The organism is Mycoplana azooxidifex, from assembly GCF_014196765.1.
GTDB lineage: Bacteria > Pseudomonadota > Alphaproteobacteria > Rhizobiales > Rhizobiaceae > Mycoplana > Mycoplana azooxidifex.
Genome location: NZ_JACIEE010000005.1, coordinates 97,640 through 117,491, shown reverse-complemented (window position 1 = coordinate 117,491; position 19,852 = coordinate 97,640). Strand labels below are relative to the sequence as shown.

General features: G+C 65.5%; 18 protein-coding genes and 1 pseudogene. 4 read left to right on the top strand and 15 right to left on the bottom strand.

Annotation, left to right across the window (positions count from 1 at the left end; all coding sequences use genetic code 11):
* Positions 1 to 28 precede the first annotated feature (28 nt).
* From GGQ64_RS12470 to GGQ64_RS12460, 3 genes are all read right to left on the bottom strand, one after another.
* Positions 29 to 430 carry a VOC family protein gene (locus GGQ64_RS12470; protein ID WP_183804646.1) on the bottom strand — a complete coding sequence of 134 codons (402 nt, stop codon included), beginning with the start codon at positions 428 to 430 and terminating at the stop codon, positions 29 to 31.
* Complete coding sequence (locus GGQ64_RS12465; protein ID WP_183804644.1) at positions 427 to 1,641, bottom strand: SGNH/GDSL hydrolase family protein; 1,215 nt, start codon at positions 1,639 to 1,641, stop codon at positions 427 to 429. The genes GGQ64_RS12470 and GGQ64_RS12465 overlap by 4 nt, the downstream gene beginning before the upstream one ends.
* A gap of 179 nt (positions 1,642 to 1,820) precedes the next feature.
* Positions 1,821 to 3,044 carry a lytic murein transglycosylase gene (locus GGQ64_RS12460; protein WP_183804642.1) on the bottom strand — a complete coding sequence of 408 codons (1,224 nt, stop codon included), beginning with the start codon at positions 3,042 to 3,044 and terminating at the stop codon, positions 1,821 to 1,823.
* A 204-nt stretch (positions 3,045 to 3,248) separates the two neighbouring features.
* Between GGQ64_RS12460 and galU the strand changes: the two genes are divergently transcribed.
* Positions 3,249 to 4,136, top strand: coding sequence for a UTP--glucose-1-phosphate uridylyltransferase GalU (gene galU, locus GGQ64_RS12455; RefSeq protein WP_183804640.1), 888 nt, complete (start codon positions 3,249 to 3,251; stop codon positions 4,134 to 4,136).
* A gap of 93 nt (positions 4,137 to 4,229) precedes the next feature.
* Here galU and GGQ64_RS12450 read toward each other — a convergent pair whose 3' ends face one another.
* A complete protein-coding gene (locus GGQ64_RS12450; RefSeq protein ID WP_183804638.1) occupies positions 4,230 to 5,714 on the bottom strand; it encodes an outer membrane beta-barrel protein in 1,485 nt (494 codons plus the stop codon).
* Between the two features lie 411 nt (positions 5,715 to 6,125).
* Here GGQ64_RS12450 and GGQ64_RS12445 point away from each other — a divergent pair, with 411 nt between their 5' ends.
* Positions 6,126 to 7,121, top strand: a complete 996-nt coding sequence (locus GGQ64_RS12445) for a KpsF/GutQ family sugar-phosphate isomerase (RefSeq protein ID WP_183804636.1) — start codon at positions 6,126 to 6,128, stop codon at positions 7,119 to 7,121.
* A gap of 83 nt (positions 7,122 to 7,204) precedes the next feature.
* Here GGQ64_RS12445 and GGQ64_RS12440 read toward each other — a convergent pair whose 3' ends face one another.
* The 8 genes and pseudogenes from GGQ64_RS12440 to GGQ64_RS12410 form a co-directional block, all read right to left on the bottom strand.
* Positions 7,205 to 7,663: an NfeD family protein gene (locus GGQ64_RS12440; RefSeq protein ID WP_183804634.1), complete on the bottom strand. Its 459-nt coding sequence runs from the start codon at positions 7,661 to 7,663 to the stop codon at positions 7,205 to 7,207.
* A 4-nt stretch (positions 7,664 to 7,667) separates the two neighbouring features.
* Positions 7,668 to 8,681: an SPFH domain-containing protein gene (locus GGQ64_RS12435; protein ID WP_183804632.1), complete on the bottom strand. Its 1,014-nt coding sequence runs from the start codon at positions 8,679 to 8,681 to the stop codon at positions 7,668 to 7,670.
* Between the two features lie 173 nt (positions 8,682 to 8,854).
* On the bottom strand, positions 8,855 to 9,886 hold the full coding sequence (gene hemH, locus GGQ64_RS12430) for a ferrochelatase (protein ID WP_183804630.1): 1,032 nt from the start codon (positions 9,884 to 9,886) through the stop codon (positions 8,855 to 8,857).
* 126 nt (positions 9,887 to 10,012) lie between these two features.
* The gene (locus tag GGQ64_RS12425; RefSeq protein WP_183804628.1) at positions 10,013 to 11,878 is read right to left on the bottom strand and encodes a bifunctional metallophosphatase/5'-nucleotidase; all 1,866 of its coding nucleotides are present in this window, start codon (positions 11,876 to 11,878) and stop codon (positions 10,013 to 10,015) included.
* 167 nt (positions 11,879 to 12,045) lie between these two features.
* A pseudogene (locus GGQ64_RS27590) lies at positions 12,046 to 12,262 on the bottom strand (PhzF family phenazine biosynthesis protein); the annotation flags it as partial.
* A 7-nt stretch (positions 12,263 to 12,269) separates the two neighbouring features.
* Positions 12,270 to 12,638 (bottom strand): outer membrane lipoprotein Omp10, encoded by a 369-nt coding sequence (gene omp10 / locus GGQ64_RS12420; RefSeq protein ID WP_183804626.1) that lies wholly within the window; start codon positions 12,636 to 12,638, stop codon positions 12,270 to 12,272.
* 179 nt (positions 12,639 to 12,817) lie between these two features.
* On the bottom strand, positions 12,818 to 14,269 hold the full coding sequence (locus tag GGQ64_RS12415; protein ID WP_183804624.1) for a homospermidine synthase: 1,452 nt from the start codon (positions 14,267 to 14,269) through the stop codon (positions 12,818 to 12,820).
* Between the two features lie 134 nt (positions 14,270 to 14,403).
* A complete protein-coding gene (locus GGQ64_RS12410) occupies positions 14,404 to 15,324 on the bottom strand; it encodes a heme-dependent oxidative N-demethylase family protein (RefSeq protein WP_183804622.1) in 921 nt (306 codons plus the stop codon).
* Positions 15,325 to 15,417: 93 nt separating this feature from the next.
* On the opposite strand from GGQ64_RS12410, the gene GGQ64_RS12405 reads away from it, so the two are divergent.
* Both GGQ64_RS12405 and GGQ64_RS12400 read left to right on the top strand, forming a co-directional pair.
* On the top strand, positions 15,418 to 15,702 hold the full coding sequence (locus tag GGQ64_RS12405; RefSeq protein WP_183804620.1) for a CopG family ribbon-helix-helix protein: 285 nt from the start codon (positions 15,418 to 15,420) through the stop codon (positions 15,700 to 15,702).
* The gene (locus GGQ64_RS12400) at positions 15,699 to 16,004 is read left to right on the top strand and encodes a type II toxin-antitoxin system RelE/ParE family toxin (RefSeq protein WP_183804618.1); all 306 of its coding nucleotides are present in this window, start codon (positions 15,699 to 15,701) and stop codon (positions 16,002 to 16,004) included. Before GGQ64_RS12405 ends, GGQ64_RS12400 begins: the two co-directional genes overlap by 4 nt.
* 26 nt (positions 16,005 to 16,030) lie before the next feature.
* Here the strand turns inward: GGQ64_RS12400 and GGQ64_RS12395 are convergent, their stop codons facing one another.
* From GGQ64_RS12395 to GGQ64_RS12385, 3 genes are all read right to left on the bottom strand, one after another.
* Positions 16,031 to 16,687 carry an aminotransferase class IV family protein gene (locus GGQ64_RS12395; protein ID WP_183804616.1) on the bottom strand — a complete coding sequence of 219 codons (657 nt, stop codon included), beginning with the start codon at positions 16,685 to 16,687 and terminating at the stop codon, positions 16,031 to 16,033.
* Positions 16,672 to 17,829 (bottom strand): aminodeoxychorismate synthase component I, encoded by a 1,158-nt coding sequence (locus GGQ64_RS12390; RefSeq protein WP_183805436.1) that lies wholly within the window; start codon positions 17,827 to 17,829, stop codon positions 16,672 to 16,674. The genes GGQ64_RS12395 and GGQ64_RS12390 overlap by 16 nt, the downstream gene beginning before the upstream one ends.
* A 74-nt stretch (positions 17,830 to 17,903) precedes the next feature.
* On the bottom strand, positions 17,904 to 19,757 hold the full coding sequence (locus GGQ64_RS12385; protein ID WP_183804613.1) for a M3 family oligoendopeptidase: 1,854 nt from the start codon (positions 19,755 to 19,757) through the stop codon (positions 17,904 to 17,906).
* Positions 19,758 to 19,852 lie beyond the last annotated feature (95 nt).

The window sequence follows — 19,852 nt, the reverse complement described above, 5'->3', positions numbered from 1 at the left end:
TATTCGCATATTGCGTTTCGGCGCCGGTTCAACTGGCGAAGGCGATCAGATTGCCGTCCGGGTCGGCCACGATGATGGTGCTCGTGCCCCATTCCTCCGTGCGCAGGATCTGGTGGAACGTGGCGCCCGAGGCCTCGTATTCTGCTGCAAGTCCTGCCACGTCCTCGACGAGGATCGTCGCTGCGAGCGCGTCCTCCTCCCTTGCGCGGAAGTCGGCACTGAGCGGCAGCTCGTCTACCTGGCGCAGGTTCAGATGCACGCCGTCGCGATGGACCTGCGCATAGTAGGGCGGCTCGCCGTAGAGGAAGGCGACGGCGAAGCCGAGTTTGTCGCTGAAATAGTCGCAAGCCGCCTCGACATTGGTGACGAAGAGCTGCGGCTCAACGGCGAGGAAGGTCGAGCGGACTTTGGCCGCCGTGTCGTCTGTCATGGGGAATCCTGTCTTGCCGGTGCCGCATTGATCGCCGGGCGGAGCTTGTCCAGGCGGAAGTCGTCGACGCGGCCGGCGGGGGCTTCGGCGAAATCGCCTTTTTCGATCATCCGGTCCCGCGGGCTGCGGCCGCTGGCCTTGTCGGGCGCGGTGCCGCCCAGAAGGACCAGGCCGCCGTCGAGCGTGGGGTCGGTCAGGCTGATCGGCTGGGTCCGGAGGATATCGGCCGGATCGGCGGGGGCCATTACGAGGGTGTCGGAAACCGCCTCGCCGCCTGGCTGCTGGCCGTCCGTGGTCATGGCGTCGCCCAGCAGCCGGCGGATGTCCTTCTCGACGTAGAAGGCCAGCTTGCGCTTGCCCGCCTTGGTCATCGAGATCCCGTCGGAGCCGCGCAGGCGCACCTGCTGGCCGTTGATGTCGGAGCCGGTGACGACAAACTTGCCGCCCTCGTCGACGAAGCCGTCCCAGATGTCGATGAAGGTGCCGCCGGCCTTTTCCACCGCACTGCGATAGACGGTATTGAACGCGGACATGTCGGCGGTCATCGACGCCGTGGGGAAGGCAGGCATGCCGACCCACAGGAGCGGCACGTCCTTGGCGCGGATGTCGGTTGCGAGTTTTGCGACGCGGCGTGCATATTCCGCCGTCCAGGCCTCGCTGCGGAACTTCTCCTTGGCGCCGCCGATCGACATCATCTGGCGGTCGTTGGCGCCGAGGCTGAGGACGACGACCGCCGGCTTTATCTCGTCGATCAGCGCCGGGAGTTCCTGATCCCAGTTATAGTAGTCCTGGCGCACGAGGCCGGACGAGCCGTTTGTGCGCGCCTCGATCGCGACCCCCGGTATCTGCAGGAAGGCCTCGGTCAGGCCGTCGCCGATGCCGCTTGCGACGAAATCGCCGACGATGAGCACCCGGCGGGCGTCGGCAAGTTTATCGACCACGACGGGGGCTGCGGGAGCGGCGACCTGCGGCGCCTTCGTGCGGGCCTTGGGCTTCTGGCTCCTCGCCTGGGTGCGGCGGGGCTGCACCCGCTGCTGCGCGCGCGGCTGCGCTTCCGCCCGGGGCCGGCGCCGGAATCCGCCAAAGAGAAAATCAAGCACGGTGCGGCGCTGTACCCGCTCCTGCGCAACGGCGTCCGAATAGATCGCGGCCGGTGGCACGGCGATCACAAGGCAGGCCAGAAACACCAGCAGGCGGTGGAAGCGTACCATGCGCGGCGGGGTCCTCGTTGCTGTCTGAGCCGGGCAGCCGGCATCCCTTTCAGGCGATCATCGCAAATTGCGCGGGATCGGGAAAGCGTCAATGCCCATCAAGGTGCGGTTCATGCGTGCCGGGCTGACGAATACGGGCGCCGGATGGCGCCCGTCATGGGTCTGCGATGTGGCTGGCCCTACTTCCGCAGGGCCTGCAGCAGGCGGGTGCTCGGCTGGCCGTCCGCCGCCAGCCCGAGTCGGCTCTGGACGGCCTCGATGGCGGCCTTGGATCCGGAGCCGAGATTGCCGTCGACTTCCCCTTCGTAGTAGCCGAGTTCCTTCAGCCGTGTCTGCAGCTCGAACTTCTCGGAAATGTCGAGGGCGCCGTCCGGGCGCGGCCAGCGCTGCTTGACGCCGCCGTAGCCGGCGAGCTGGTCGGCCAGCATGCCGACGCCCATGGCATAGGAGTTCGAGGCATTGTAGCGCTTGATGACGAAGAAATTGCGCGTCATCAGGAATGCCGGGCCGTCCGCGCCGGCCGGCATCAGCAATTCGGCGCGCTCGCCGCCGTTTTTGAAGCCGCTGCCGGTCGGCCGCTTGAAGCCGAGTTTCTGCCACTGCGCCAGCGTCTTCGTCTGGCCTTCATAGGCGCTGCCGCCGCCAGGCGTCACCACCTCGTAACCCCAGGTCCTGCCCGGCTGCCAGCCGTTCTTGTGGAGCAGATTGGCGGCCGTTGCCAGCGCATCGGGAACCGAGTTCCAGATGTCGCGGTGGCCGTTGCCGTCCGCGTCGACAGCGTAGAGCAGGTAGCTCGACGGAATGAACTGGGTGTGGCCCATCGCGCCTGCCCAGGAGCCGGTCATCTCGGAGGCCGGGATGTCGCCGTTCTGGATGATCTTGAGGGCGGAGATTAGCTGGGTGCGGGCGAACTTGGCCCGTTTCGGGTCAGCATAGGCAAGGGTAGCGAGCGCGCGCGGCACGTAATGGAGGCGGTCCTCCTTCGACAGCACGGCGCCATAGTTCGATTCCATCGACCAGATGGCGAGCAGGATGTTGCGGTCGACGCCGTAGCGCTTCTCCACGGCGGCGAGGGTGCGGCCGTACTTGGCAGCCATTTCCTGGCCGATCTTGACGGTGTAGGGGTTCACGCGCGAATCGAGGTAGTCCCAGATCTTGTGCTTGAACTCCGGCTGGTAGCCGGCTTTTTCCAGGACGTCGGGATCGGGCGTCTTGACGCCCTTGAACGCCTGTTGGTAGGTCGATTTTGAGATGCCGCCCTTGGCTGCCGTCGCGTAGAAATTGGCGATCCACTTCTGGAAGCCCGCGTCGGCATGCGCGGCCGTGGCGGGAACCAGGAGAGCTGCGGAGACGACAATGGCGCGTGCGGAGCGAAGGAGCCTGGAGTTGCTAAGCTGATGCATCGGTCGTTGGTTTCCGTCTTTCGAAATTTCGACAGGGCGGAGCAGTAAGCTTCCGGTGGAAAGCTCAGCCTACAGACATGAAGTCAACAAATTCTTTACCATGGAATCCCCAGCGCGTCTCTCTTTGCAAAATGATAGCAAATTGAAGCTAATGCAGGACTGAACTAAGCCCTCGATGATCGAGGGGCCAATATGAGGTTGATGATGGCCGAAAAACGCAAGGTACGAAAAGCAGTGTTCCCGGTTGCGGGTCTGGGGACGCGATTCCTCCCCGCCACCAAGGCTGTTCCGAAGGAAATGCTGACCGTCGTCGACAAGCCGGTGATCCAGTATGTCGTCGACGAGGCGCTGGAGGCGGGCATCGAGCACCTGATCTTCGTCACCGGCCGCTCCAAGGCGGTCATCGAGGATTATTTCGACATCCAGGTCGAGTTGGAGCAGACGCTGCGCCAGCGCAACAAGGCCGCGGAACTGACGCTCCTGGAGAGCATCCTGCCGGTCGCGGGTTCGACCAGCTTCACCCGCCAGCAGGAGCCGCTGGGCCTTGGCCACGCCGTCTGGTGCGCGCGCGATCTCGTCGGCAACGAGCCCTTCGCGCTGCTTCTGCCGGACATGATCATGAAGGCGCCGAAGGGCTGCCTGTCGGGCATGGTCGAGCTCTATGACCACGATGGCGGCAACGTGATCGCCGTCGAGGAATGCGCGCCGGACCAGGCGCACAAATACGGCATCGTCGGCGTCGGCGAGAAGGTCGGCGACGGCCGCCGGATCACCGCGATGGTGGAAAAGCCGGCGCCGGGCACGGCCCCGTCGAACTTCTTCATCAACGGCCGCTACATCCTGCAGCCGGAGATCTTCTCGATTCTCGCCACCCAGGAGCGCGGTGCCGGCAACGAGATCCAGCTGACGGATGCGATGCTGAAGCTTTTGAAGGACCAGCCGTTCGCTGCCTACCACTTCGAGGGCGAGACCTACGACTGCGGCGCCAAGGACGGCTTCATCCTCGCCAACGTCGCCTTTGCGCTGGCGCGCGCCGACATCCGCCCCACGGTGGAAGGCCCGCTTGCATCCCTGCTCAAGGGATTGAAGTAGGTCGCTTCCCGTTCCGCGCCGGCTCCGGCGCGGAACCTCCGCCGGAGCCCGCATGCTCCGGGCCGGCGTCTCTTTTTCTGGAAAACCGAAGGCTCAACGGCGCAGGACAAGTCCCAGTCCGGCGCGCGTGACGCCGGTGTCCTCGGTGTTCTTCTGCGTCGTCAGTTCATAGGAGACGTCGCCGCTCAGCGCCACGTAGCGGTTGAAGTTCCAGGCGAGCCCGGTGCCGACGATGTAGACGTTCTGGTCGGACGCCGAGGCCGTCTGGAAATCGCGCCACTCGTAGGATCCGGTCAGCCGCGCCACGAGATTGCTGCGCACGTCCTGGGTGATCTCGCTGCTGGCGAGATAGGAGACGTAGCCGCTCTCACCGGGCGCAGTGGAGGGCTCGATCGAGGTTCTGAGCCCCAGGTTGACGTTCGTGCCGCGCTGGGGCGACCAGTCGACTGCGCCGTCAGCGGCAAAGGCGTTGATGGCCTTCAGGCGGTCGTCGTCGAAGGTCTGGCGATCAAAGCCGATGCCCAGTTCGCCGCGCAGTTTCTCGCCGAGATCGAGTTCCACGCCGGCGCGTCCGGCATAGAGGTCGCCGGAGCGCGCGTAGCCTGACGAATCGCGCTCCTCGTCGTAGCGGACGCGCCCGCCCGACGCTTCGACGAAGGGGATCAGCGCCGGCGAGATCTCATAACCGATCCTGGCGGTGAGGATGCCGGTGGTGGTGTTGCGATCCTTCTGCGACAGTTCGGAGCCATCCGACAGCTCCACGTCGCCATAGGTCTCGCGGTCGACCGTTCCGCCCAGCGTGCCGCGAATCAGGCCGAAGTCGCGCTGGATGCGGGCGCCGCCGCTGAACGTCTGGACCGCCGACTGCACCGCAGCGCCCGAGATGGCGTTCGGATCGGCCATGTCCTCCCGCTCCAGGCTGTAGCCGGCGGTGAGGTCGGCGGTCGTCTGGTCGGAGAGGTCGAGCCGCAGGTCGGCGCCGATATCGAGCTCGGGCTCGGTGTTGTCGCTGCTGGTGAAGTTGCGCTCGTATGTGCCCGCACCGTCGATCGTCAACTGGTGGCGCGACCAGTCGGAGACGAGCGATCCGCGCAGCGTGGTCGTGGAGAAGCTGCGCGTGTCGGTCTGGTCGCCGGTCTTGGTGCGTTCGTAGCCGATGCCCTGGGAGATCGAGGGCCGCAGCGTGAAGGTGCCGATGCCGATGCCCGGAGGGTCTTCGGAATAGGGGACGCCGCCGGCGCGAAAGCCTTCGACGGAGGCCGTCGGCAGGTTCTGCCGGCCGGCATCCGGCGCCGCCTCGACGGCTTTCGTCTCGATCGCGTCGGGTGCGGCTGGAGCGGTCGGGGCGGGCGCTGCGAACGAGGCGCCCTGGGGGGCGGCCGTGGCTGCGGCATCCAGCGCCTGGAGCGAGGCCGCGGTGCCTATGGGTTCGACGGTGCCGAGCGCGGACGGATCGGCTTCCTGCGCGTGCACCGGGGCGACGGCCAGCAGCGTGGCGACGACGAGCACGCCGGCAGCCTTGCGGTGCGGCGGAGCGATCTGTCGCACCGTGTCTGGTTTGTCGTGCCGGTATGCCATGGTGTTCGCAATGATTTCTGAAATTCCTAACCACAGGTAAAGCAACAGGGTTAACGTTCGGTTTCCGTGGCTTATACCAACCTGCGCTGATATTGACCGATTGCGCCGGAGCGATTTTGGCCTGCGGCCAGGAGAAAACCGCAGCCGGACCTGTCGGTCCGGCGAGGATTTTCGACGCCGTCCGCAGGCCAAAAGCGCCCGGCCCTCCGGGTGGGCCGTCTGTCGGCCACCGACAGCGTCGCAATCCTCGACCGATGCCCAGGCATCGCTCTGCGGTATGCTCCTCGCCGGATGACCGCAGGCGGTCCCACGCAATCGGTCAATATCAGTGCAGGTTGGTATTACGCTGTGTGACCGGGTCGGATGCGGCGCCTGATGGACATCGCGGGGCAAAAGCGCTAACAGGCTGGCATGATCAAAAGACAAGCTCTCGTGGAAAGCAGCGGTGCGATCGCCTCTGCGCTCCGTACCGTCGAAACCGAGCGTGCCGGCCTCGAAGCCCTGGCCGACGCGCTGAACGGCTCCCTCTACGCGGCCTTCTGCGAAGCGGTGCGCACGATCGGCGACATCCGGGGACGGGTCATCGTCACCGGCATCGGCAAGTCCGGCCATATCGGCAGCAAGATCGCCGCCTCGCTTGCCTCCACCGGCACCCCCGCCTTTTTCGTTCACCCGGTCGAGGCCAATCACGGCGACCTGGGGATGATCGGCCCGGACGACGTCATCCTCGCCATGTCCTGGAGCGGCGAGACCTCCGAGTTGCAGGGGATCGTCTCCTATTCCCGGCGTTTTTCGATCCCGCTGATCGCGATCACCTCCGGCGAACGCTCGGCGCTGGCGCGCGAGTCCGACATCGTGCTGCTACTGCCGAAGGCGCAGGAAGCCTGCCCGCACGGGCTGGCGCCGACCACTTCCACGCTGATGCAGCTTTCGCTCGGCGACGCGCTGGTCGTGGCCCTGCTCGAGGCGCGCGGCTTCACCGCCACCGATTTCAAGACCTTCCATCCCGGTGGCAAGCTGGGCGCGAGCCTGACCCATGTCGGCGATATCATGCATAGCGGCGAGAACATGCCGCTCGTGCCGCTCGGCACCTCGATGCCGGCCGCCGTCCTGCTTCTGTCGCAGAAGCACTACGGCTGTGTCGGGGTCGTCAGCGACGAAGGCAAGCTGGTCGGCATCGTCACCGACGGCGACATCGCCCGCAACCTGTCGCGCAACCTGGCCGCGCTCGACGTCGATGACATCATGACGCGCACGCCGAAGACCGTGCGCCCGACGACGCTCGCAACGGCGGCACTCGGGCTCCTGAACCAGCACAACATCTCGGCGCTGATCGTCACCGACGAGACCGTGCGGCCGGTCGGCATCGTGCATTTCCACGACCTCCTGCGCATCGGCGTCGCCTGAGGGCTGCAGCCGGCATGCGCTGACGATCATGGTCCCGCCGCCGGCACCGCCGCGGCGGAATTTTTCGTTTCTCGGGTCGACGGCTAAACCGGCTCCACCGTCAAGTCGCGGCCGGAGCTTGCCACGACGCGCACGCGCGTGCCGACCGGCAGGTCCGGCCCCTGCACGTTCCACATGGTGTCGTCCAGCCGGATGCGCCCGCGGCCCTCGGCGATCGGCTGCTCGAGCGTGGCGGTGCGGCCGATGAGGCTCTGGCCGCGCTGGTTCAGGAAGGGCTCGTCGGTGCGCTTCTCGTTGCGGGCGACGAGCCGGCGTCCCACCAATACGGCTGCGATGGAGAGGGCGGCGAAGACGAGCCACTGCACCTGCCAGACCCACCAGCCCGCCTCCCACAGGAGCAGCGACAGGGCGCCGGTGAGCACGGCGGCGACGCCGATCCAGACGAGGAACACGCCGGGCATCAGCACTTCCAGCGTCAGGAGCACGACGCCGAGCACCCACCAGGCCCAGGGGCCGAGTTCGGCTGCGATCTTGGCGATCATGGACTCAGCTTTCCCGCTGGGTGGTGTCGAAGGGGTTGCGGACGGCCGTGGCGGTCGCCGGCGTCGAGGCGCGCGGACGGGGCGGGGCCGGCTGCGGGCCATCGCCGAAGACCTCGCGCGCGATCGCGCCGATGCCGCCGAGCGAGCCGATCAGGGAAGAGGCTTCCATCGGCATCAGCACGATCTTGGAGTTCGGTGCCGCGCCGACCGTGGCCAGCGCCTCGGTGTATTTCTGCGCCACGAAGTAGTTGATCGCCTGCACGTTGCCGGCGGCGATCGCCTCCGACACCATCTTCGTCGCCTTGGCCTCGGCTTCGGCCAGGCGCTCGCGCGCCTCGGCATCGCGGAAGGCGGCTTCGCGCTGGCCCTCGGCCTGGAGGATCGCCGACTGCTTCGCGCCCTCGGCCCGCAGGATCTGGGCATTGCGCGCGCCTTCGGCTTCCAGCACCTGCGCCCGCTTCTCGCGCTCGGCCTTCATCTGCCGGGCCATGGCGTCGACGAGATCCTTCGGCGGCGCGATGTCCTTGATCTCGACACGGGTGATCTTCAAGCCCCAGGGGGTGGCGGCGTCATCGACCACGTGCAGGAGCCGCTCGTTGATCGCATCGCGGTTGGAGAGCAGTTCGTCGAGATCCATCGAGCCCATGACCGAGCGGATGTTGGTCATCGTCAGGTTCATGACCGCATTCTCGAGATTGGAGACCTGGTAGGCGGCCTGGGCTGCGTTCAACACCTGGAAGAAGGCGACGGCGTCGGCGGAGACGCTGGCATTGTCGCGGGTGATGACCTCCTGGGTCGGGATCTCCAGAACCTGCTCCATGACGTTCATCCGCGCACCGATCTTGTCGAAGAAGGGGATGATGAGGTTGAGGCCCGGCTGCAGGGTGCGGATATAACGGCCGAATCGTTCGACAGTGTACTGGTAGCCCTGCGGCACGGTCTTGATCCCGGCAAACAGCAGCCACAGGACCAGGATGACCAGTGCTACGACAAAAATATCCAAACCGTCCAAAGACATGCCCCGACCCCTCGGCTTGCGCACGGCGTTCCTCCAGGCAGGTGCCCGGCCAGGATTGTGCGCAGATTCAACGCGTTATCTGCGACACTCTACGCAATCTGCGCCCCAAGGCCAGCGCAATTTGGTGCGACCCTCCGCCGTTGTTCCGGCAAATCGGGGACGGCTTCGGGCGGTCAGATCCAGCCGCCGAGTTCGCGGCGGACGACCTTCTCCAGCACCGCCATGCCATCGGGGCTGTCGTTCAGGCAGGGGATATGGGCGAACTTCTCGCCGCCGTTGTGGTGGAAGCTCTCGGCCGCCTGGACGGCGATCTCCTCCAGCGTCTCGAGGCAGTCGGAGACGAAGCCGGGATTGAGGACGGCGATGCGCTTGACGCCCTCCTGCGCCAGCCTTTCCACCGTCTTGTCGGTATAGGGCTGCAGCCATTCCTCCGGGCCGAATCGCGACTGGAAGGTCACCTGCAGCTTTTCCTTCGACCAGCCGAGCCTGTCGCGCAGCAGGCGGGCGGTCTTCTGGCATTGACAGTAATAGGGATCGCCCTTGTCGAAATAGGATTTGGGAATGCCGTGGAACGAGGCGAGCACCACTTCCGGCTCCCAGTCCAGCGTGGAAAGACGCCCGGTGATGGAGTTGGCGAGCGCCTCGATATAGCTCGGGTCGTCGTGATAGGGCGGAACCGTGCGCAGCGCCGGCTGCCAGCGCATCTTCAGGAGCGCCTCGAAGGCCTTGTCGTTGACCGTCGCCGTGGTGGCGGCCGCGTATTGCGGGTAGAGGGGAAAGAGCAGGATGCGCTCGCAGCCCTGCTGCTGCAGATGCTCCAGCCGCGAGGCGATTGACGGCTGGCCGTAGCGCATCGCCCAGTCGACGACGGCGTCGGGATGGCCGGCAAGCGCTGCTGACATCAGTTCGGCCTGGTTGCGCGTGTAGGTGCGAAGGAAGCTCTCGTTCTTCTCCTTGTTCCAGATCAGCTCATAGGCCTTGCCCACCTTGCCCGGCCGGGTGTTGAGAACGATGCCGAACAGGATCGGGTACCAGGCGATCTTCGGCCATTCGATCACCCGCTTGTCGGTGAGGAACTCCTTCAGGTAGCGCCGCATCGAGGCATAGTCGGTGCCGTCCGGGGTGCCTAGATTGACGAGCAGGACGCCGACCCGGCCGTGCTGGACGGAAGGATGGTCGGCGGACTTCGTGGCGGCATCGTGCATTTTGGGTCCTGTGCATTCGGTCTGACGGCGGCGGTACCGGCCGGAACTCTTCTGTAATTGTTCTAAAAAGAAAAGCCGGCCCGGGAAAGCCCGAGCCGGCATGAAATGTGGAGACAAATTGTCCTTTTATTGGGCTGGGACCTCAAGCTCCGAACCGATTGTGAGCGCGCGCGGTTCCGGATTGCCGTTGGCTTCGGAAATCTTTCGCCACTGGAATCCGTCGCCATAGGCATCCTCGGCGAGATCCCACAGCGTGTCGCCGCGCACGATGACGTGCCTGGAGGCGGTGGACGGGGCGGGTGCTGCTGCCGGAGTAGCCGTCGTGGGCGCGGTCGCAGTGTCCGGCGCTGCGGGCGCAGTTGCAGGGGCAGCCACGGCCGTGCCGATGGTGGTGGCGATGCGGCCATCGGTGTAGGGCTTGTAGGGCCGGTGGGCGGCTAAGTAGTCGGCGAGCACCTCGTCGAGCGTCGGCCCGTAGTCGTAGGCGTTCGTCGCCGCCGTGGCGAAAATCTCATAGCCGTCGCCGCCGGCGCGCATGTAGTTGTTGGAGGCCAGCGTATAGACCTTGTCGGGGTCGAGCGGGACGAAGGCGTCGTCCTCCTGCATCTGCACGGCGACGACGCGGTGGCCTGCAGGCTTCGACGTGTCGAAGGTGAACTTCATGCCGGCGACCTGCGGGAAGCGGCCCGCTCCGTCCTCGATCTCGCTCAGTCCGTTCTCCAGCGCCACAACGATGTCGGAACCCTTCAGCCCGAAGGTCGAGACGGTGTTCTGGAAGGGCAGCACGGTGATGACCTCGCCCATGGAGACCGGGCCGGCGTTGATCGAGGCGCGCAGCCCGCCACCGTTGGTGATCACGGCGGTCACGCCTTGTCCTTTCGTCCGGTCGAGCAAGGCATCGGCGACGAGGTTGCCCATCTCGCACTCGCCGGCGCGGCAGCTTTCGCCCCTTCCGTCGATCGGGGCGGCGGTTTCGGCGACGATCTTCGACTTCATCTCCTCGAGCGGGCCTGCAAGCTCCTTGACCTTCGCTACGAAGCCGGCATCCGGCGTGAAGGATGAATCGAGCAGGATCGGCGCGCCGCTCGTCGACTTGACGTTGCCGGCGTCGTCGAAGACCACCTTCAGATCGCCGAGATACTTGGAATAGGCATAGGCCTGCACGATCGGGACGTCGATGCCGGCGGGATTCCTGACGAAGGTCGGGTAGGGGCCGGTGGCCTTCTCGTCGGTGTTAGACAGAAGCGTGTGGCTGTGACCGCCGACGATGACGTCGATGCCGTCCACGGCGCGGGCGATCTCCTGGTCGCGCCGGTAGCCGACGTGGGAGAGAAGCACGATCTTGTTGACGCCCTCGGCCTGTATCGTCGGGATGACGCCCTTCAGATAGGCGATCTCGTCGTCGAAGAAGACGCTCTTGCCGGGGGACGAGGTCTCGCCGGTATCGGTCGCGAGCACGGAGATGATCGCCACCCTCTGGCCGCCGATATCCTTGATCACATAGCCCGGAATGCGGTTGGCGATCGGCGTGTCGGCGCCGGCGACGGTGTTGCCGGAGATGATCGGGAATTTCGCCTTGTCGAGGAACTTCGCCAGTTCCTCCGGGCCGTTGTCGAATTCGTGATTGCCGACCGCCATGGCGTCGAAGCCGATGCCGTTCATGAAATCGGCCACGGCCCCGCTCTTGTAGGTCGTGTAGAACAGCGAACCCTGGAACTGGTCGCCGGCGTCGAGCACCAGCACGTTCGCGCCGGCATCGGTCAACGTCTTGCGGCGCGCGTCGATTGCGGCCTTCACGCGGGCGATGCCGCCGAAGCACTCGTTCTTGCCTTCCTCCTCGGCCGAGCAGGTGGAATCGTACTTGTTGATGGGCTCGATGCGCGAGTGCAGGTCGTTGATGTGGAGGATGTTCAGTTCGTAGTCGGCGAAAGCCGTGCCGCCGGACAGGGCCAGCAGGGACGTGGCCAAGAGGCCGATGCGAAGGCAATTCATGGGCAGGTTCTCCTGTTTCCCACGGGAAGGCCGCTTCTCAGGCAACAGCCGGGCAGCCGTGGTTCCCGAACGGAACCGATGGTTCCACCGCGCAGGCGCAACTTCAAGAGGAAAACGGAACGGGCCGGTGCTGCTTGTGGAAGAAGGTTAAGCGCCGCCGTGCCGCCTCAATCCTGCATGATCCGTGCGGTGCCGCTGACGCGGATCGAGCTGCCCGGTTTGCGGTGGAATGCCAGCATGGAGGCGCGAGCGCATGCCTTGGCCCTGGACGATCTCGATCGATCCTTGGTGCGGCCAGCCGAGATCGCGCAGGTATCCGGCAACGGCAGCGGCCCCCGTCACCGGATCCTCGTAGACGCCGCCGGATGCGAAGGGGTTGACGGCCTCAGCCTCAGCCCTGGCGGTTCAGCGTGAACTGCGCGCCGGAACCCGAGGTGCAGTTCAGCTGGCGCTGGGAGACGAGCGAGCAGTTGGCCTTGGAAGCCGACTTGGAAATGTTGGAGAAGAGGCTGATCTCGATCAGCCCGCCCGGCTGCTGGACATAGGTGCCGGTTGCCATCGTCGTGTTGGTGTCGGTCGTCCGCGTGGCGAACTGGCCGCCGTTGAACGTCGAGACCAGGCCGTTCGCATCCACCCAGGATCCGTCTACGCCCCGTGGTGCCTGGGCAGCGGGCGCATATGTGTTCGCGCGCTCCGAACTCTGGCAGGAAGCGAGTGTTGCGGCACCGGCCAGCAGGGAAACGAGGATCAAGGGTTTCATCAGGTACTCCGCAGACTTACCCAGCGTACGGGTTTTGAAAAAGTCGCCCGAACATGCCGTGATCGGACAGTGAAAGCAAGAGACGCCCCCGAAAGGGAGGTGTTATCCGCCGCAAAGGCAAACGCCCGCACGATGGCGGGCGTTCCCTGGTCTGAGGCGCGAATCTGCTTAAACCGCGCTTATCGGAAGAGGATGTTGCGGAACTGCCACGGGTCCTTGGTGTCGAGGTCTTCCGGAAACAGGCCCGGACGTCCGTCGAGCGGGGTCCAGTCGGTATAGTGGCCTTCGACCGGGCCGAGATAGGGGCGCTGGACCTCGAGGCAGCGGCGGTAGTCCATCTCGTCGGCCTCGACGATGCCGGCCTTGGGGTTCTCGAGCGCCCAGACCATGCCGGCGAGCACGGCGGAGGTTACCTGCATGCCGGTGGCATTCTGGTAGGGGGCGATCTTGCGGGTCTCTTTCAGCGACAGGCGCGAGCCGTACCAGTAGGCGTTCTTGTCGTGGCCGTAGAGCAGCACGCCGAGTTCGTCGACGCCGTCGACCAGTTCGTTCTCGTCGAGGACGTGGTGGACCGGCTGGGCGTTGCCGCCGTTGCCGAACATTTCATGAAGCGACAGCACCGCGTCGTTGGCCGGATGGTAGGCGTAGTGGCAGGTCGGGCGGTAGGTCACGTCGCCGTCCTTGTCGCGGACGGTGAAGAAGTCGGCGATCGAGATCGACTCGTTGTGGGTGACGAGGAAGCCATACTGCGGGCCGGGCGTCGGGCACCAGGTGCGCACGCGCGTATTGGCGCCGGGCTGTTCCAGGTAGATTGCCGCTTTGCAGCCCTTCTTGTGCTTCTTGGCGTTCTTCGGCATCCAGTTCTCGTGGGTGCCCCAGCCGAGCTCGGCCGGCTGCAGGCCTTCGGAGATGAAGCCTTCGACCGACCATGTGTTCCAGAAAGTGTCGAGCGGCTTCGGCAGCTTGGTGCGCTGGGTGTCGCGCTCGGCGATGTGGATGCCCTTCACGCCGACCTTCTTCATCAGCTTGGCCCAGCCCTCGCGGTCGTCCTGCCCGGGCACCTCGTGCTTGACGCCGAGGTCGTTTGCGAGATTGACCAGGCCCTCCTTGACGAACCACGAGACCATGCCCGGGTTGGCGCCACAGGTGGAAACGGCCGTCGTGCCGCCGGGGTTCTTTGCCTTCTCCTTGCGTAGGGTCTCGCGCAGCGCATAGTTGGTGCGCTCGGCATTCTTCATGTTCTTGTCGAAATAGAAGCCGAGCCAGGGCTCGATGACCGTGTCGATGTAGAGAGCGTCGTGCTTGCGGCAGAATTTGATCAGGTCAACGGAACCGGTGTCGACGGAGAGGTTGACGACGAAGGCCTGGCCGTCACCCTCCGTCAGAAGCGGCTTCAGCAGTTCCTTGTAATTGTCCTTGGTCACGAATTCGGTGACGTGGCGCACGCCATGGCGGGCGAAGATCTCGTCGTCGGCAGCATCCTTGCGCGGTTCGATGACGATCAGGCGGTTCTTGTCGTACTTGAAGTGACGCTCGATCAGCGGCAGGGTGCCGCGACCGATGGAACCGAAGCCGATCATGATGATCGGGCCCGTGATTTCGCCGTAAACCGGATAGCTCGTTTCTGCCATTCTCTCGTTCTCCTGACGGGACGCGTCCCGATCTCGCAAAAAGAGGGCCTCGGGGCCCTTTTTCAATCCGGAAACAGCCTAGAGCATAGAATTCCGTCACAATAAAGTGGGCAAAGCGGTTCGCGCCGGCATTGTCAGCCGGCTGTGTCAACCGGGGTCTGCGACCGCAGCAGCCGGGCGAGCGATGCGCGCTTGTCGACCAGGCCCTTGTAGGCGGCCTGCGGGTCGGTCAGTTCCTCGAGTTGGGCGGCAAAGGTCGAGGCGACTGCGGCGGCGTTCGGCAGGCTGCGGATGGCGGCCAGCGGGTCGTTATAGATGCGGATCGTGAAGAGAATGTCGCCCGAAAGCGGCAGGCGGCGGAGCGTCTGGCGCTCGACCCTCGCAAACGTCCGCTCCAGCGCAAGGTCGTGGCGGGACGGCAGCGCGCCATGCGCCTTCGAGGCCGGATAGTAGAGGTCGGCGTCGGGATTGATCGACCAGTTGAAGCGGAAGACGGGTCTTTCCACCGGCAGGTTGTCGAACATGCGGTTGATGAGGCCGGCGTTGCGCGTGCCGTCGCCGAAATCCGGGACGGGCGCATGGATATCCTCCATCCGCCGGCCGAACTTTTCCGGCAGCGACCAGGAGGAGGGGAAGGAGACGTAGCCCGCGACGAGGTGCCAGCCCGTCTCGCGCCTGCGCATGAGCACCAGATCGTCCTGGATCAGGGTGCCAGCGGTCAGCAGCGGCGGTGTTTCCGGATCGTCGAGCCGGACACGGCATGTAGCGGTTTCGTGCGCGACGGCGATCGCCTCGCCGTCGCGGCGATAACGCCCCGGATGATGCCGGGTGACGAAATCGGCGACCAGGGCAAGGACCTCGGCCTGGGCATCGCGCGTGCCGTCCTCTTCGACGAAGACCTGGTCGCGATGCTGCGCCAGCACGCGCTCCTTCTCGGCCAGATAGCGTTCGAGGTCGTCATCCGGCTCGATCCAGCGATCCGGGTCGAGCTGGCCGAGGCCGATCGTGAAAAGGCGGGCGGAACCGTCATAGGGCGTGTAGGCCGGGAGGGTCATCTGCGGCGCGTTCGTTTGCGGTGGCACCCATCCGATTGTGAAGGGGCACGGTATCGTGTTATTCTGTATACATCGTAGTCAAGGGTAGACGCCATGTCACAAAACGTCATTTCGCTGCGGGTCTCGGACGAGATGAAGGACCGCCTGGACCAGCTTGCCGCGGCCACGCGGCGGCCGCGATCCTTCCTGGCGCAGGAAGCGCTTGCCGAGTATCTCGACCGGCACGGCTGGCAGGTCGCGGCGATTGATGAAGCGGTCGAGGCCGCCGGGGACGGGCAGTTCGCCTCGCACGAGGCGGTGGCAGACTGGCTCTCCAGCTGGGGCACCGAGAACGAGAAACAGCCACCTGTCGCCGGGCCGGCGAAGCGCGCGCGATGAAGGTCATATGGTCGCGCCTGGCCATTGCCGACCTCGTCGCCATCCGCGCCTATATCGCCGAGCATAATCCTGCCGCTGTCAACGGTGTCGCCCGACGCATCCTGCATGCCGCCGAGCTGCTGCAACAGCAACCCCATCTCGGCCTTCCCACGCATCGCACGGATGTCCGGCGCCTCATCGTCGCCGGGACCTTCTATTCCCTTCCCTACCGCGTGGAGGAAGGGGACATCGAAATCCTCGAAGTCTTCGACGGCAGGCAAAGGGCTCCGCGCGCGGATCTGGAATCGAATCCGGGCGATTGAATGCGCCAAGGTCGTCGTCCTTTTCCTCAAAGGCTCAGCCTTGCCGGGATCAACCCACGCAGGGAATTGCCGACGAACAGCCTGCCTGCGGCAAGGTCGTCCACGTGCAGCACTGTCTCCCGCGCCCGGCCGCTTTCGAACAGTTCCTCGCGCAGCACGCCGGCCAGCAGGCCGCAGGCGAGCGGCGGCGTCCTGAGGATGCCGCCGCCGTCGTCGAGGAAGACGGAGGTGATGGTGCCCTCGCAGACCTCGCCGCGTTCGTTGAGGAGAACAACCTCGTCCACCCCGCCTGCGGGGAACTCGGCGCGGGCGGCCTCGTAGGCTGCGCGACGGGACGTCTTGTGGCGGAGCAGCGGATCATCCGATCGGAGCGTCGTCGCGGCGATCCTGACGGTCCAGACGGTGCCGGCCGCAAGCGGCACGAAGGTTGCGGTCTTCACCTCGATCCGGCCGTTGCCGAATAGTTCGAGGCGGATGCGGAGGGGCGTAGGCTGGGTGGCAGAGGGGGTTGCGGCCGGCCCGAAAGCCGCATCCACCGCCTCCGTCAGCGCCGTCCGCGCGCCTTCCGCGCCCGGCAGCCCGAGGGCCGCGGCCGAGCGCGCCAGCCGTGCCAGATGCCGTTCCAGCCGGACGAAGCCGGCTTGCGGCTCCCAGCGCAGGGTCTCGATCAGCGAGAGATCCATTGGTCCCCCACCGCGTAGCGCGCCTTCAGCAGACATTCCTCGTACTCGGCCTCGGCGGTCGAATCGAAGACGATGCCGCCGCCGACATTGAAGACGGCCTCGCTGCCGGGAAAGAGGGAAATCGTGCGAATCGCCACGTTGAACTGCATGGTGCCGTCCGGGGCGATCATGCCGATCGCGCCGCAATAGGCATCGCGCGGGCCGACTTCCAGGTCGTGCAGGATCTCCATCGCCCGCATTTTAGGCGCGCCGGTGATGGAGCCGCAGGGGAAGAGGGCGGCGAAGATGTCGCGGATCGATGTACCGGGAACGAGCTGCGCGCGCACGTGGCTGACCATCTGGTGCAGGGTCGGATAGGTCTCGACTTCAAAGAGCTTCGGCACCTCCAGCGTGCCGACCTCGCTCACCCTCGAAATATCATTGCGGAGCAGATCGACGATCATGCGGTTTTCCGCCTGCGACTTGGGGTCGGCCAGCATGGCGGCAACGATCGCGTCGTCCTCAGCCGCGCTCGCCCCGCGTGGCGCGGTTCCCTTCATCGGATGCGTCTCGATCCAGCCGTCCGTACCCACGCGGAAGAACAGCTCCGGCGAGCGCGAGAGCAGAACCGGGCCGTCGAGCGAGACGAGCGCGCCGTATTTGACGGGCTGGCGCTCGATCAGCGACCAGAAGGCTGCCACCGGATCGCCGTTCCAGCGCGCGCGGATCGGCATGGTCAGGTTAGCCTGGTAGCAGTCGCCCTCGCGCAGATGCCGGTGGAGGCGATCGAAGCGGTTGCGGTAGGCCGCGAGATCCCAATCCGCCCTCGGTTCTGTGACGAAGGGCTCGTTTTCCGTGCGCTGCCGCGGTGTGGCGAGTGGATGATCCTCCGCCGGTGCGTCGAAGATGCCGAAGCTCAAGAGCGGCGTCTCGCGTCCCTCGATCGCGAAGGGGGCGAGCTTGTCCTCGAACAGGTGCCCGGCCTCGTAGCTCATGAAGCCGACGATCCACCGGCCTTCGTCGTGGGCGGCCTGCAGTGTTCGGAAGGCCGGCTCGAAATCGGCGCGCCGGCGCACCGTCACCATGCGCAAGGGATCGGCAAAGACCGTCGTCCTGTCCGCGCTGTCGTCGCGCAGGAGTACAAAGCGTTGGCGGTCGGTCATCTCGTCAGAACTCGACAATTCATCCCTCTTGCCGCGCCCGGCGCCCATAAGGAGCGTGGCGCGGCCGATCCATATCAGTCAGCCTTATCAAGCGCCTCCAGCTCGTCGATGAGTCCTTCGATCATCGACAGGCCCTTGCTCCAGAACGACGGGTCGGCGGCATTCAGGCCGAAGGGACGCAGCAGGTCGGAGTGATGGCGGGTGCCGCCGGCCTTGAGCATCTCGAAATACTTCTCCTGGAAGCCGCTCTCGGCCTGCTGGTAGACGGCATAGAGCGAATTCACCAGGCAGTCGCCGAAGGCGTAGGCGTAGACGTAGAACGGCGAATGGATGAAGTGGGGGATATAGGCCCAGTAGGTCTCGTAGCCCTCGGAGATCCGGATCGCCGGACCGAGGCTGTCGGCCTGGACGGACAGCCACAGCTCGCCGATATGCTCGGCGGTCAGTTCGCCCTCCTTGCGCGCGGCGTGGACCTTGCGCTCGAATTCGTAGAAGGCGATCTGGCGCACGACCGTGTTGATCATGTCCTCCACCTTCTGGGCGAGCATCGCCTTGCGCTCCCGCTTGTCCTTCGTCCGGTCGAGCAGCGAGCGGAAGGTCAGCATCTCGCCGAACACCGAGGCGGTCTCGGCGAGCGTCAGCGGCGTGGAGGCCATCAGCGCGCCCTGGCCGGCGGCGAGCACCTGGTGGACGCCGTGGCCGAGCTCGTGGGCCAGCGTCATCACGTCGCGCGGCTTGCCCATGTAGTTGACGAGCACATAAGGGTGTGCCGAGGGCACCGTCGGATGGGCGAAGGCGCCGGGTGCCTTGCCGGGGCGCACCGGCGCATCGATCCAGTTCTCGTCGAAGAAGCGGCCGGCGATGGCGGCCATCTCGGGTGCGAAGGCGCGATAGGCCGACAGCACGGTGTCCTTCGCATCGCCCCAGGGGATCAGCGTGTTGGGGGTCTCCGGCAGCGGCGCGTTGCGGTCCCAGAACTCCAGCTGTTCCATTCCGAGCCACTTCGCCTTCATCGCATAGTAACGGTGCGACAGCCGCGGATAGGCGTCGCGGACGGCGGCGGCAAGCGCATCGACAACCTCGCGCTCGACGCGGTTGGCCAGATGCCGGCTGTCGGCGATGTCATCGAAGCCGCGCCAGCGGTCGGAGATTTCCTTGTCCTTGGCCAGCGTGTTTGTGATCAGCGTGAAGGTACGGATGTTCTCCTCGAACGTCTCGGCAAGCGCCATCGCAGCCTTGCGGCGCGTCTCGCCATTGGCGTCCTGCATCAGGTTCAGCGCCACCTCGAGCGGCACCTCCTCGCCGTCGATCTCGTAGCGCAGCGAGGCCATGGTCTCGTCGAACAGGCGGTTCCAAGCGGCCGCGCCGGTGATGGATTTCTCCAGGAACAGTTGCTCCGTCCGGTCGTCCAACTGGTGCGGCTTTTCCTTGCGCAGGTCCTCGATCCACGGGCGGTAGTGGCCGGCGACTTCGTCCCTCTCCAGGCAGGCTTGAAGGCGCGCGTCGTCTATCCTGTTCAATTCCAAGGCGAAAAACAGAAGGTGCGCGGAGATGTCGGTGATCTTCGACTGGACGTCGCCATAGAGCTTGCCGTTGGCCGGATCGGTGGTGTCGGAGAAATAGGTCAACCCGGCGAAGGAGGAGATGCGGCCGAGCAGGTCGTCGAGCGCCTCGAACTCCTTCACCGCCTGGCCGATGCCGTGGGCGCCGATCGTGCCGGCCGCCTCGTCGAGCTTGCCTTTCCACCTGGCCTCGAAGGCGAGCGCGTCCGTCTCGCCGCGCTTCAGGTCGGCCGCAAACTCCGGCGCCTTGGGCGAGGCGTAGAGGTCGCCGAGGTTCCACCGCGGCAGGTCGCCGAGATCTCCGGAAAGGGCGCCGGCGGTGGCCGTCGCATGGTGGATGGCGGACGAGTTCTTCAGGTGGGACATCGGTTGGCCTCGTATCTGATGCGATTGGCGTTTGCTTGCGGCGTCGTTGGTTAAAATGCAAGCCTTTCTCAAAACGGCATGTTCAACCCTTCGTG

Bases quoted from the DNA above. Each gene is read 5' to 3' on its own strand.
- GGQ64_RS12470 (WP_183804646.1), bottom strand. From the start codon at position 430: ATGACAGACGACACGGCGGCCAAAGTCCGCTCGACCTTCCTCGCCGTT.
- GGQ64_RS12465 (WP_183804644.1), bottom strand. From the start codon at position 1,641: ATGGTACGCTTCCACCGCCTGCTGGTGTTTCTGGCCTGCCTTGTGATC.
- GGQ64_RS12460 (WP_183804642.1), bottom strand. From the start codon at position 3,044: ATGCATCAGCTTAGCAACTCCAGGCTCCTTCGCTCCGCACGCGCCATT.
- galU (WP_183804640.1), top strand. From the start codon at position 3,249: ATGGCCGAAAAACGCAAGGTACGAAAAGCAGTGTTCCCGGTTGCGGGT.
- GGQ64_RS12450 (WP_183804638.1), bottom strand. From the start codon at position 5,714: ATGGCATACCGGCACGACAAACCAGACACGGTGCGACAGATCGCTCCG.
- GGQ64_RS12445 (WP_183804636.1), top strand. From the start codon at position 6,126: ATGATCAAAAGACAAGCTCTCGTGGAAAGCAGCGGTGCGATCGCCTCT.
- GGQ64_RS12440 (WP_183804634.1), bottom strand. From the start codon at position 7,663: ATGATCGCCAAGATCGCAGCCGAACTCGGCCCCTGGGCCTGGTGGGTG.
- GGQ64_RS12435 (WP_183804632.1), bottom strand. From the start codon at position 8,681: ATGTCTTTGGACGGTTTGGATATTTTTGTCGTAGCACTGGTCATCCTG.
- hemH (WP_183804630.1), bottom strand. From the start codon at position 9,886: ATGCACGATGCCGCCACGAAGTCCGCCGACCATCCTTCCGTCCAGCAC.
- GGQ64_RS12425 (WP_183804628.1), bottom strand. From the start codon at position 11,878: ATGAATTGCCTTCGCATCGGCCTCTTGGCCACGTCCCTGCTGGCCCTG.
- omp10 (WP_183804626.1), bottom strand. From the start codon at position 12,638: ATGAAACCCTTGATCCTCGTTTCCCTGCTGGCCGGTGCCGCAACACTC.
- GGQ64_RS12415 (WP_183804624.1), bottom strand. From the start codon at position 14,269: ATGGCAGAAACGAGCTATCCGGTTTACGGCGAAATCACGGGCCCGATC.
- GGQ64_RS12410 (WP_183804622.1), bottom strand. From the start codon at position 15,324: ATGACCCTCCCGGCCTACACGCCCTATGACGGTTCCGCCCGCCTTTTC.
- GGQ64_RS12405 (WP_183804620.1), top strand. From the start codon at position 15,418: ATGTCACAAAACGTCATTTCGCTGCGGGTCTCGGACGAGATGAAGGAC.
- GGQ64_RS12400 (WP_183804618.1), top strand. From the start codon at position 15,699: ATGAAGGTCATATGGTCGCGCCTGGCCATTGCCGACCTCGTCGCCATC.
- GGQ64_RS12395 (WP_183804616.1), bottom strand. From the start codon at position 16,687: ATGGATCTCTCGCTGATCGAGACCCTGCGCTGGGAGCCGCAAGCCGGC.
- GGQ64_RS12390 (WP_183805436.1), bottom strand. From the start codon at position 17,829: ATGACCGACCGCCAACGCTTTGTACTCCTGCGCGACGACAGCGCGGAC.
- GGQ64_RS12385 (WP_183804613.1), bottom strand. From the start codon at position 19,757: ATGTCCCACCTGAAGAACTCGTCCGCCATCCACCATGCGACGGCCACC.